This is a genomic window from Bradyrhizobium sp. ma5, from assembly GCF_042258955.1.
Taxonomy (GTDB): Bacteria; Pseudomonadota; Alphaproteobacteria; order Rhizobiales; family Xanthobacteraceae; genus Bradyrhizobium.
This window is the reverse complement of record NZ_CP170156.1, coordinates 6,292,228-6,304,537: the sequence shown is the minus strand read 5'-3', so window position 1 is coordinate 6,304,537 and position 12,310 is coordinate 6,292,228. Positions and strand designations below refer to the sequence as shown.

Annotated in this window: 10 protein-coding genes; 5 read left to right on the top strand and 5 right to left on the bottom strand. The window is 58.4% G+C overall.

Annotated features, from left to right (window positions below; all coding sequences use genetic code 11):
* Positions 1-1,165: 1,165 nt before the first annotated feature.
* Complete coding sequence (locus tag ACE103_RS29600) at positions 1,166-1,369, top strand: CsbD family protein (protein WP_223970046.1); 204 nt, start codon at positions 1,166-1,168, stop codon at positions 1,367-1,369.
* Positions 1,370-1,525: 156 nt separating this feature from the next.
* On the opposite strand, the gene ACE103_RS29595 is transcribed toward ACE103_RS29600, so the two are convergent.
* The gene (locus tag ACE103_RS29595) at positions 1,526-1,915 is read right to left on the bottom strand and encodes a PRC-barrel domain-containing protein (protein WP_223970045.1); all 390 of its coding nucleotides are present in this window, start codon (positions 1,913-1,915) and stop codon (positions 1,526-1,528) included.
* A 1,185-nt stretch (positions 1,916-3,100) separates the two neighbouring features.
* Here ACE103_RS29595 and ACE103_RS29590 point away from each other — a divergent pair.
* From ACE103_RS29590 to ACE103_RS29580, 3 genes are all read left to right on the top strand, one after another.
* Positions 3,101-3,280: a hypothetical protein gene (locus ACE103_RS29590; protein WP_375775926.1), complete on the top strand. Its 180-nt coding sequence runs from the start codon at positions 3,101-3,103 to the stop codon at positions 3,278-3,280.
* A 3,372-nt stretch (positions 3,281-6,652) separates the two neighbouring features.
* On the top strand, positions 6,653-6,973 hold the full coding sequence (locus tag ACE103_RS29585) for a hypothetical protein (protein ID WP_375775925.1): 321 nt from the start codon (positions 6,653-6,655) through the stop codon (positions 6,971-6,973).
* 168 nt (positions 6,974-7,141) lie between these two features.
* On the top strand, positions 7,142-7,555 hold the full coding sequence (locus tag ACE103_RS29580; protein ID WP_375775924.1) for a DUF1236 domain-containing protein: 414 nt from the start codon (positions 7,142-7,144) through the stop codon (positions 7,553-7,555).
* A gap of 666 nt (positions 7,556-8,221) precedes the next feature.
* Here ACE103_RS29580 and ACE103_RS29575 read toward each other — a convergent pair.
* Entirely contained in the window at positions 8,222-8,587 is a 366-nt protein-coding gene (locus tag ACE103_RS29575) for a response regulator (protein WP_223970039.1), read from the bottom strand.
* Positions 8,588-8,799: 212 nt separating this feature from the next.
* Here ACE103_RS29575 and ACE103_RS29570 point away from each other — a divergent pair, with 212 nt between their 5' ends.
* Positions 8,800-8,952, top strand: a complete 153-nt coding sequence (locus ACE103_RS29570) for a hypothetical protein (protein WP_375775923.1) — start codon at positions 8,800-8,802, stop codon at positions 8,950-8,952.
* Here the strand turns inward: ACE103_RS29570 and ACE103_RS29565 are convergent.
* From ACE103_RS29565 to ACE103_RS29555, 3 genes are read right to left on the bottom strand one after another with little or no spacing between them, the layout of a single operon-like run.
* Entirely contained in the window at positions 8,946-11,276 is a 2,331-nt protein-coding gene (locus ACE103_RS29565) for a PAS domain S-box protein (protein WP_375775922.1), read from the bottom strand. The two genes, ACE103_RS29570 and ACE103_RS29565, sit on opposite strands and share 7 nt — an antisense overlap.
* Positions 11,260-11,922 (bottom strand): chemotaxis protein CheC, encoded by a 663-nt coding sequence (locus ACE103_RS29560; RefSeq protein ID WP_223970036.1) that lies wholly within the window; start codon positions 11,920-11,922, stop codon positions 11,260-11,262. The genes ACE103_RS29565 and ACE103_RS29560 overlap by 17 nt, the downstream gene beginning before the upstream one ends.
* On the bottom strand, positions 11,919-12,302 hold the full coding sequence (locus ACE103_RS29555) for a response regulator transcription factor (protein ID WP_223970035.1): 384 nt from the start codon (positions 12,300-12,302) through the stop codon (positions 11,919-11,921). The genes ACE103_RS29560 and ACE103_RS29555 overlap by 4 nt, the downstream gene beginning before the upstream one ends.
* Positions 12,303-12,310 lie beyond the last annotated feature (8 nt).

Here is a 12,310-nt window from a genome sequence, read left to right as displayed (position 1 = left end):
GAAGCTGAACCGCTCGTGCGGCCCCCAGCGCCAGCTCCGGCGCGGCCGCGCCGGAGCCAATTTATGCGGCGCGCGGAAGTGGAGCGAGCTGCTCGGTTGGCGCTGCTCGAACGGCTTAGGGACGACATGGACAATAGCAGCAGAGACGAAGGCAGTCAGAGCGGGGCCCGAACCTGCAGCGCGGCCGGCAGAGCGAGGTTCTTCGCTGCCCTCGATTCTATGAACAGGCTGGATGTCACGATCAGTGCCAGTGAGAACAATGCGACCACCGACATGCATGCGAACTGATCACCAGCGCCCATCTCAGCCACTCCGTGTTTGCTTCGAACGGTGAACGTGGCAGAAATTGGTTCGTTCCTGAGGTCGGGAAAAACATGCAATGCTTTGATTGGCCATGACCTGTGTGAGCGCCGGCCCCGGCACACGCGGCTGGTGATGCGCTACAACTCAATTAACATGGGTTAGTCCCTATGATCTGGGTCAAGGGAACGATTTGGGACCTGAAGTGGCTCGGTCTTTAGGAAGCTGCGGCCCTGCTTCCTCAGGATCGACAACCGACAACTGACGGCAGCCTCGGTGCGTTTGAGCGCGAAGGCAATTCACGGAAGGTCAGCCCGGGCGCCGTCGGAGCTCAAGCATTATCTTCTATGGTCCTCGAAGGGGGCGGTTTCGTCGGCATGGCGTACCGAGGACGGGTTCGAGGTCTGACACTGGGCTGACGCGCGGACGTTGTTTTCGAATGCGGTTAGGTGAAGGGCGTGCGAAAGAAAACGGGCTCAACGCGGCGGTTCCGTTGCAAAAAATTAGTCCCAGCGCCCCGGGGAAGGTTGGCGCTGGGACTGATGGCGGCGGCAGGCTATGGGGGCAGGATTTTGCCGTCGTCGATTGCATAATTTTCCCGATACTGAATCGTTCCAAATCATTCTCAGTGCAGGCCGCTCTCAGCATGGACCCCCGATGGCCCGCCGAAAGCCGGGCCTTCCCAATTCTCTGAAAAGAACTGACCCAGCATGGGGGCAGCTGAGGCCAAGTTTTCACTTCGGTGACCGTCCGGCGACGCATATCTCCGGGCAGCGCGGGTCATACAGCAAACTTGTCGCACGGCAGCCCAGGAACGAAGGCATCTCGCCTCGGTTGATCGGTCTCCAAATCACGGAGATTCAGGATGGACTGGAACAGGGTTGAAGGAAACTGGAAGCAGATGAAGGGGAAGGTGAAAGAGCAATGGGGCAAGCTGACCGATGACGACCTCGACGTCATTGCTGGCAAGCAGGACCAGCTCGAGGGCCGTCTGCAGCAGCGGTATGGCTATGCCAAGGACCAGGCCCAGAAGGAAATCGACGACTGGTATGGCCGCCAGAAGTGGTGAGCAAAGGCCCCGCACTCGCGGGGCTTTTTTCTGCGGCAATTTCGGCCCGAGAGAGATGATGTAGGGAGATCTCTGTGAAGCGCGGGGTCTCGATGAGACCCCGCTTTCCAGTGACCGCGAGTCCCTTGCGATGTCAGATCACTGCGCTGGGATCGGCTACTTGCCTTCCGGGACCCAAGTCGTGCTCGCCTTGTCGTATTTGAACCCCGGGGCCGACTTCAAACCGTCCTTGGACTCGTTCAGGGTCAACCACCATTTGTTGTCCTTCTTCGCCGTCTTCACGGCGGTGAACGGAACGATGACATCTTTCTCTCCCGCACCGAGGAAGCCACCAACGCCGATCACCAGACCGTTGACCTTGCCGGACTTGTCGACGAGGACATCATCGATATCACCGATCTTGTTTTGCTGCGGATCGTACACCGATTGCTTGTAGTAGTTGGTCACGGTCCAACTTTCGGCGGGGGCAGCCGACATTGTCTCTGCCGCGTGCGTTGCTGTCATCATGCCAGCTGCAACGATGCAGCCTATAGTAAACCTGTTCATTTTATTCTCCTCCATATCACGCACCTGTAACCTCACGCCTTTAAGGAAGTTCCTGCTCAGTGGGATTGCTGGAAGTTTTTCGCCCGAGGCGTGCGGCCGACGGCTAGTCCCAACTCAACACGGCGGATCCTCGTCAGGGGCGTATCCCAGGTGCAGTCTGCCGGCCGTCTCCAAGTGGTCCTCTGCCCGGTAGCGAAGTCCGGCAGCACGGTGATATCCGCCACCCAGCCCTCGAACGTTCGACGGTCTTTTGCAGGCCTAGATGAGCGAGGACGCCGAGCGGACGCCGGGATCCAGCGACAGGATGGAGTTGCAACACCTCGCGCATCCATCGCGTCGGGAGCCTTGGCCGGCTCCCAATTTGATCCAAGCGGGAGTCCGACGAGGTGCTCCCGGTCTTCTGCGAGGTAAAGCAGAGCACGATGCGATGATGGATCCCGACGAGGTCTGGCCGCGATCCGCGGCAGCCTGAGCGAACGCGGGCATAGCCTGTGTTTTCTGCTTAGACCCAGAAGCCGACCTTGTCGTCAACCGGCTTAGGGTCCAACGCTGCCCATTCAAAATACTCACGCACAACGTTGGCTCTAGCGCGCGTCAATGATGCGTCGCCCTGGGATGCGCGAGAGAGGCTGACAGGATGGCAGCTTTTGCGCCAAAGTTGCTACGGCGCATCTGCCATTTTCCGACATTGATGAACAGGGCACGGGTCGAAGCTCCGCCTCAATCTTTGGCTGACATGGTTAGCAAGTCAGCATGGGGGCAGGCGCGGGTGACCGCGCCCCGGAGTGAAGTGCCTGCACGACCAGCCGCGTTCGCGCTCCTCCGGGCTGCGCTTCGCGTTGCGCGCGCCGCTTTTCACAACGGCCGAGCGAGGCGTTGCCGCGGCTGGCCGCCCACGGCTCGCAGCTAACCGGCTGGGCAGCCGGCTCCATCACGATCTCCAGTTCTCTGTGAATAGCGTCTGGTGACTTACCGACTTACCATGTCATGACAATTCGGAGCGATGTGCATGGTGTCAACAGCGCCATGCACATCGTTTCCGGCGACCTGCGCGATCTCAAGGCTGACCATCGTTAAAATGGAAGACCAGTAGCGCGATCCCCTTCATACTCCGTTAAGCACGTCAAAATCACGTTTGGAACGAGACAATTTTCTTCAAGTTGTCGGGACCGGAGGATCGGCATCATGGATCATATCGAGTACCTGAAAGAGCAAATCGCCCGCGGCGAACGGATGGCCAATGGAGCCTTGGACAAACTCACGATTGATCGGTTGAAGTCTTTTGTCGCCGAGTGCAGGGCGGAGTTGGCACAGGATGAAATTGTTGAAGCCGCGCCACTTCATTACCCCGAGACTGCGCCGTGAGCGCGTTGCGTCAGACGGCTGACAGCATTAACAACATCGGCCGACCGAGCATCACAACAAGCCGATCTAAAATCATTCGCTCGTTGGAGCGCGGCCAAATTCGCGAGATACTCAATCGCCGATCGCGAGCACGCGAAATCACATCCTTCACTTGGCCCATGGCTGGATGCGGCAAGTGACAGCAGCCTCGGTGCGTCTGAGTTCGGTCGAGGGCGACTTTCACGGCAGGTCAGCCCGTGGCGTCGTCGGAGCTCAGCAGCCGGTTATCATTATCTTCGGATCATGAGGGGCTGGCATGGGTTGCGGTTCGCCTTAGAAGGGAGGATGCGCTCGAAGCCTGACACCAGGCTGACGCGCGAAAGCCGCAATTCAAGCAAACGCGGTTCGTTCCCGCGACCGCATCGGAAATGAGGCGGGAGGGCGGACGTTGGCCTTGGTCGTTCTCCGTATAGTGGAATTGGCGGATCGAGCTTGGCTCGCAGCCTCTAAGACGATACGCAAAGGCAGCGGGATAGAAATGACGGCCCTTATCTTTCGGCTCGGGATGGAGCGCCTGCTTTTCGGCTTGGTGCTCCGCGATCAGGCGAGCGATTCCGTCCAAGGTTTGCTGGTCCGTGAGCCGCGCGGCCAGTGTTTTGTAGTGCGTTATCTTCTCGTCCAACTCCGCGCACTTTTCACACATTGAATCTTCCAACTCGTCGCGTCACCCGTTTCTGATCCACCAGGATCATGGCGATCGCGCCTCACTGCTCACAGCGCTCGGTGAGAAGGCGGGTACCTTCTGGCTTTTCTAGGATCGGAGCTTAGCTCTTGTCCGCACCTATAGCTGGCAATTCTGTTTTGAACATCGGCATCATCCCCAGATGCGAAACCATGTCTATCCAACTGTCAAAAATTAAGTCCGTTCCGGACGTTCTCTATCGAAAATTGGAAACCGTTGTCCGGCGCTCACGTAGCTTGAGCGTCGGCCCACTCTTCTTGGCACTCCGGGCTGATTAGGGTCGCCCGGTCTGTCCCAGTCTCGGGCGACCCTATTTTGCGTGCGCTGGAACTCGTTCACCCACGGAGAAACCCGGCAATCCCTCTGTTCTCTGGATCGGAGGGGATCCATCCGAATCGATGTGCCTAGAACAGTGAGGGCTGTTCTAGTCTTGCTGAGAACAGCGGGCAACGCATGTTGCGACACGGCTAGACCCAAACTAAGCCACTCGAAATTTCAATCAGCAATTCGCTCTTGCCGGAGGCGGATCGTTGATCAGGTTTAAATGTTGCGACCCTGCGGGCGCCGCACGATCAAACATCAAAAACTCGGCCTATGCTCTGGCGTCGACGTCGACTCGCGCTGTCGATATCGAACCGCGTTAGGACGTGACCGCTCGTCTCCGATCACGTAGTCTCGATAGACCGGCGGCGTCAGCATCTGCGAGCCTTGCCACAATTGTAGCAGCGCGGCGGCCGGGCGCTTGTCGGCTTTGCGGCATTTCTGACACCGCAGCCTGCCGGCAAGGTCGTGAACGAGTGTCGCGGCGACATGGGGCAGGGCACCGAGGTCGACAGCGCGTGGCGTCTTGCATCGCGAGCACTTGATCTTGAGCCGCGGGCAATCGGCGTTGATAGCCTAGTCGATTGAAGGCGCCCACATCCCCCTCGTTCCAGCTCCGGCAGAGCAGGTCGTCGGCTTCGCGGATCAACGCCCCGCCAGTAGTGCGCTTTTCCACCGAGCGTGTGGTGGGATCGTCGTCACCGCGAGCGCGCAAGCTCTTGGGTCAACGCCTTGCGGTCGCCGCCTGAGTGGGGTGGTCTACGATCGCGCTGAATCCAGCGCGAGAGAAGCCGATAGGCCTTGCGGGCGCGAGCGACCGCCGCGCGAGCTTTTGGTCAAGGCGCGCTGTGCCGCATGCGAGCTGCTGTCAGCGCACGGTTGACGATCGTCGGGCGCAGCCGAAAAAGGTCACTCGCCGAACCAAAACAGGCCACTTGATAGGAACGATTCAGTGTCGGGAAAATTGAGCAATCGGTGACGGCGCAATCCTGCCTTATGGTCCGCCGTCGCCATTCAGTCCCAGCGCCCGACCCCGGGGCGCTGGGACTTATTCTTTGGTTGTATCCGCACATTTCCGAGAGTCGGCGAACAGTACCAGTTTGATTTTGGGTGTGATCGTGACAAGGACGATGACAAGGAATGTAAATCCGCGGTGAAACACAAAGTTTCTATACCAACGCGCCGGCGCCGTTCTAATTCGGACACTCGCCGCGACAATTAGGACAGGCGTGAAATCACGGAGCGACTGAACCCTTGCGATCTGCCAATCGTTCGATGCGAGCCCAAGATTAGAAGTTCCGATGCCTGCGTCGAAGCGGATCACGGAGAAGATGGAATGCCTTGGAACATCTCCGCTGGGAATTAGGACGCCCGTCGACCTGGGAAAAAGCGGCACCTTATTTGCGTTCGATTCGCACAGGTGATTTCTGGAATCGTCCGCCGGTTCGATGCTCTCGGAACTGGGTAGCGCGTTTCATTAAGATCAACTTACAAACCCAGAGGGGCCGTCTATTTTCGGCAAGCGGCGGTTCGGTGGCAGTGGAATGAGGCCGGCCTCAGCATTGGTGCTGAGGCCGCTTCTGCTTTTGCGATTCATCAATTCAAAAATGGAACGCGGCGTGTCGGCTGACGGTTGTATGTCCGGCGTCTCCGCCGGGTACGTCGGATAACGCATGTAAGCTCGGCTCTGGCTTGTGCTCGCTGGGTCCCATTTTTACTCAGATTTTCTGCGCAGCACCGGCCCTGTCAAAAACCGGGGTTTTTTCGATATCGTTTGAGCCGCTCCCCGAAGGCGTATCTTCGGCGGCGCGCCGCAACGACTCGGTGGTAGCGTCGAGTCCGTCGAGGGTCTCGTTTGCCTGACTGCCGGAGTCATGCGGGTGAGCGGGAACCTGCCCGGATCCGGAGCCAACGGAATCTATTGTGATTGACGGAGGCGGCGTCCGACGTTTTTGTGTCATATGAATCTCCCTGAGGAGTCAATTTCTTCGCTCGTTATAGGTTCCGGTAACAAGCCAAACCCTGGGCGGCTGACAGGACCCCGGCTTTTTCCCTCATGATATTTGCGGAACCGGAGATCATTGGATGATCCGGAGCGCAGGCCGATCTAATCTTCGTTTCGTATTGTTGCAAGCCGCAAGTTTCGATGAGCCGCGGCTCAGCGATCCGGCTTCTTCGCGTATATCGAGTGCGCTTGTTCGGAATTGACGCGGTTGGCTGAAAACGAGCCCGAAGTGATTGAGAGAGGCTCATGCGACTACCAGAAGTGAAAAGTATGTCGCGAGCGCTTCTACCGCGAGCATCTTGAGTGGCGGTTTGGTCTAATCTCGATGGTAAAGCCACACGCGCTGCAAGGCGAAGGTCGGAGCCGCATTGCTGCCAATCATCACTTAAGTGCAGGTGAATCGATGAAGGCCGGCTTTTGCCGGCCTTCTCGATTTCTTCTGCTGTTGGCTCTTGGAGTGCTCGTCATCCGAGTGTTGATGTGCCGATTGCGGGTGCTGCTTCGCACTCGCTGCGTGCTCCTTGCCTTTGGCGTGGTCGCCCCTGCCGTGATGTTCGGCGGCAGCGCGATGTGCCTTCCCAGCCTGCTCATGTTGCGCGGCTGCCTTGTTGTGCTCGTCTCTAGCCATGCAATCCTCATTGATTGATCAGCAGCCCTGCCGGCCATGACCTCCGGTTCGTTCCGTCATTCCAAGACTCTTGACCGGCCAACGAGGATTAGCCGCGGGGAAGTCGCGCGGCTGGAGCTGACCATCGAGGAACCAATGGTCGGCAGTTGGCTTGTCGTGCGTTCCCTTAGCAAATGAGGACGTACGATGAAACGAACTGTCATGGGGTCGCTGGTTGCAGCGACGCTGCTTATTCCTGCGGCCGTGCTCGCCCAAGGCGTGCCCGGAGGCATCGAGCGGGGATCCCGCGAAGGTGAACGGGCTGCAGGTCCGATCGGCGGAGTGGTTGGTGGCGCCATCGGTGGCGTTGTCGGTGGTGTGAACGGGGTGCTTGGAGTTGATCAGCGGCCTCGTTTTCACAGTTATGTCGTCGAGAGACATCATCCGTCCTATTCATATGACGGTGACGTGCGTGTGGGCGCGGATCTGCCTGGCGATGGCGTAACCTACTATGACGTCCCGCAGGAGTACGGAGTTCGCGATTATCGCTACACCGTAGTCAATGGCCGAACTGTCCTTGTCGATCCTCGCACACACCGCATCGTCGAGGTCGTCGAGTAATCTGTCGGGCCAGTCGCAATCGCGACTGGCCTTTCGACCGCTTCGGCCAGTGTTGCTCAGGGCGGGGCCGTGATCGTCGGCGCCGTGGTCGGTAGATCGCCTGCCAAGGTCGCAGTCGCGGCTGAGCGCGTCGGCCCGATAGACGCTGTCCCTGGCCGTCGACACGACGCCTTTCGAGGCCCACCTTCAAAAGCTCCGGTTGAACCGAATGTTCGTGCCTGCGACAGATTCTTCAGGCAGCCTTCAGCTCGATCAGTGGCAGCTTTCGCAGGTCACGCCCGTGAAACAGAAAATCAAATGCGACCAACACAATCTTGCTCGAGTTGCAGAGAGGCTCGCTGAGGGCACCACAACTTCGCCATCGAGAACTTTGAAGTAACCGACGCGTTGGAAAAGGTGCTCTTCAGGCTTGTGGTTTCTGCTGAAGACGGCACCACCGTACAAAAGTAGTGGGAATACAGCTCAGCGTCTGATGATGCGCGCCGCAACCATAGCTACGAATCGAGAGAAAACCGCGGCAAAACGTCGGCAAGGAATCTGAGAATTGGCTAACGAAAAGCGGCTTCGGGGTTGTTTTCGCTGGTTCTTCGTTCGCTGCGGAAAGCTGCGGACAACGAGCAAAGTAAAAACGAGGCCCTAGGCTTGCCCCCTCGCTGGGGCCCTTTGTTAATCCTCGACTCTCATGAGTTCGTCAACAGTGCGCCCCAGCGCTTCAATGCTGAAGGGTTTCTCGATTGCAGGTACATCGGCAAATTCGGGTGGAATTCCACTCGCGCCGTAGCCGGTTGAGAAGATGAAGGGGAGCTTACGCGCTCTGATAATCTCCGCCACGGGAGAGCTTGACCTGCCGGCGAGATTTACATCTAGCATGGCGAAGTCGAACTCGCTCCGGTTTGCTAGATGAACGGCCTGCTCGAGGTGACCAGCTTCGGCCGCGACGGTGTGACCTAGCTCTTCCAGCATTTCCACAAGCATCATCCTGATCATCGTCTCGTCCTCAACGACAAAAACTGAATAGGTCGGTCGGGTCATCGTGAAATGTCTGCCTTTTTTGTCGAGCCAATTCGAATTCTATAAGCTTAACTGTCGTCGTACCCTGGTTCGGCTGTTAAGCTTGATGTCCGCACAGCAAGTAAAATCCGGAACCGCTTCAAGGCGAATTGGCCACGCCAACCTATGGCCGGAGCCCATCCCTGCGGAGCAGGAAAACTAACCACCTCTCTTAATCCCATCACGAGGGATCAATGGCCAAACTTGAGAACGGGCGGATTGTCGAAACATCAACCTGGCGCGCCAAGCTGAATGGACCGAGCGTACGGATGCTGCTGACGGTCAGCCTCGCAGCCACCTGCTCGACGATGAGATCTGTCCGCGCTCTTTCCAAGGCAGGTCATTGACGCAAGAGTTCCCGTATGCGGGCCGCCAGCCCGTCCATCGCAAACGGTTTGGTAAGGATAGCCATCTCCTTGTCCAATGCGCCCGTGTCCATCACTACCTTTTCCGCATAGCCGGTAATGAAGAGGATTTTCAGCGCGGGTCTCGCAGTTCGTCCGAAATCCGCAAGTTGTCGCCCGTTCATTCCCCCGGGTAGTCCGACGTCGGTCACAAGGAGGTCGATGCGTGTATCTGACCGGAGAACCTGCAAGGCGCTGGATCCATCGGCCGCCTCGATTGCCGTATACCCAAGCTCAGCGAGAACCTCAGCAACGAGCATTCGCACAGAAGACTCGTCATCGACGATGAGCACGGTTTCGCCTGCTCCCGCACGCGGGGCCGTCGAGAAATCGGCTGAGCCAGTGGTGGTCTCCTCCTGCTCAGAATGTCGCGGCAGGAAAAGGTGGACGGTAGTGCCTCGGCCAAGAACCGAGGAAATACGGACTTGGCCTCCCGACTGCTTGGCGAAGCCGTAGATCATGGAGAGGCCGAGCCCAGTTCCTTGCCCGAGCGGTTTGGTCGTGTAAAACGGATCGAAGGCGCGCTCGACGACTTCGTCGCTCATCCCGGTCCCTGTATCGGTCACGCTCAAGCACACGTAGTCGCCAGGTCGCATCTCGAACGAGAAAGCATCGACACTATCGACCATCCGGTTGGCCGCTTCAATTTTCAGCTTGCCGCCATCTGGCATTGCGTCGCGAGCATTGATGCAGAGATTTAGAAGGGCGTTCTCCAACTGGTTCGGATCGACCAGCGTCGTCCAGAGCATCGCTCCGGTGGTCATCGTCATCTCGATTTCCGGGCCCAATGTATTATTGATGAGGTCCTTCATGCCGGCGATGAGTCGGTTGACATCGGTTGCTTTCGGGTCGAGCGTCTGACGTCTCGAGAAAGCCAATAGTCGATGGGTCAATGCCGCCGCCCGGCTCGCGGCGCCCTGGGCGGTCGATATATAGCGTTCAACGTCCTTGTAACGGCCTTGGGATATCCGGATCTGGAGAAGTTCAAGCGCGCCTGAAATGCCCGTCAGCAGATTATTGAAGTCATGGGCAAGGCCGCCGGTAAGCTGACCAACAGCTTCCATTTTCTGAGCTTGTCTCAGCGCGTCCTCAGCCTTGTCCAGAGCTTCCTGTTGGCGGTGTTGCTCTGTGACGTCCCGGGCGACGCAGTAGAGTAATCCATCGACATTCACGGCTGTCCAGGCCAAGTCGCGGTAGCCGCCGTCCCGGGTCCGGAAGCTGCTTTCAAATTCTGCGTTCTGTTCCGGCAACGCAAGTGAGGCAACAGCATCGCGCATCTTGCGCCTGTCGTTCGGATGCTCAAGCCATTCCGATGTTTTTCCTCTGATCTCGTCGATCTGCCATCCGAGCACTTTGGTCCACGCCGGATTGACGCTGATCCAGGTCCCATCGGACATGGCGACGCCGAGCATATCTCGGCTGACCTGCCAGATCCGGTCGCGTTCTTGCGTGCGTTCTTCAACGCGCTGTTCGAGGCTCGCGTTCAATTCGCGAAGAGCCTCCTCCGCAGTATGCCGTTCAGTAATGTCCCGCAAAATGGCGGTTACGAACATGCGACCGTCGCTCGTCCATCGAGATGCCGATACGCCCAGGAAGATGCGCGATCCATCCTTGCGCCGTGCAACGATCTCGATCGGGCGCAATGAGCGGCCCTCGGAAAGCACCTTATCCCAAAGTTCGTCCCATTGCTGCGGTTCTTCGAACAGATGCCCGAGGGCGCGACCGACCAGTTCGTTCCGCTCAAAGCCTGTTTCGCGCAACGATGAGGAGTTGGCGAACTGAACGAGGCCATTTGCGTCCAACGTGAGAATGGCATCCGATGCGCTTTCGACGACTGCGTCGTAGCGCGCGTTTTGCCGCTCGCGGAGGACCCGGTCGCGATGGGCGGAGCCGGTGACATCGGAAACCTGGAGCAAGCAGTACGAATAGGGGCGCTGGCCGAAGGGGCGCACCGACACGTTGTGGATCAGCGGCAGACCCGCCCTTGTTCGAAGGGGCAGCAGGTCGCGGTTCAGCAAATATGTCAGAAACGCTGAAGAGCCCAGGCTCAGCGCCTCTGCGACCGACATCGTGAGGCGACCGAGCGGGCGGCCCGGGAAAAGTTCTGTCAGACTCTTGCCAGCGGCCTGTGCCGGGGAAATTCCACTGGCCGACGTAAACCAGTGATTCCAGCCGATCACGCGCTGGTCGCGATCGAGCACAACGACGCCGAAATCCAAGGCATCGAAAGCTGCAAAAAGTTCCTCTATCTCAAGCCGGATCGTCAATTGAATGTGCCGTTTTGCCGGTCGCTCGTTCGATAAATTCGTCGAGAAGAAGCGTCAAAGCCGTGAGCGAGGGAAGGTCCATGATCATTGCGATGTAACCACTGATGTCACGCTCGCGAACCGCGAAGTTAATGTAGAGAAACATCACGACGTCACCCGCTTCCGGCGGCGGCGCGAGGTTGAAGAAAGTTGCGGCGCTGCCGCGGAGCACTTCCGGCAACGACATCTTCAAGCTCCGGTGGAGCATGTTGGCAATGGTCGCGAGGCAACTGTTGAGAAGGATGTTGCCGGTTTCAGCCAAAGCCTCCTGCTCCAGTTCTATGATGTCCTCCAGCGGAAGGTCACCACCCGTGATCGCCCGGACGAGTTCGAGACTCTTGGTTTCGGGAAATATCAGGAGTGCTCGCCCCGTGAAGTCGCCTTCGAAGACCTGATGCACGGCGACCAGGTTCGAGACCTCCCTTTCAGAGAGGATGGCTATGGCCCGAGATCGGGTTTCGAGCGAGACGTTGGGTACTGAGAGATGGACCTGCGAGCCGACCATCTCCCGTAGGCTTGAAGCCGCGTGGCTCACGCCGATATTGACGAGCTCGGTGAGAGCGTCGAGTTGTAGCTCATTGAGCAGATCCGTTTGCGCAGCGATCATGCTTGCGCCTGCTTGAGCCGCCGCACGGCATCTTCAAGGAAAGCGCCCAATGCTTGCTCGTTCAGCGGCTTGACAAGAAATGTGGCGCCAATCTCGCGGGCGCGGCGCACGATTTCTTCCTGGTGGTTGGCAGAGACCACGGCAAGCGGCATCGACGGGCGCAGGGCCAACAATGCGGCCGCAAGCTCAAGTCCGTCTCGCCCGGGCATGTTGAAGTCGAGGAGGGCGACGTCGAACGCAGTCTGCGTGGCCAAGGAAAGGGCTTCGTCAGCATTCGAAGCTTCCAGTCGCGCCCAATCCGGCTGCAAACTATTCAATGCCTTGGCAGCGGACATCCGGGCGAGCTTGCTGTCATCAACGATCAGGAGCCTGTAAGACATAATTTCTC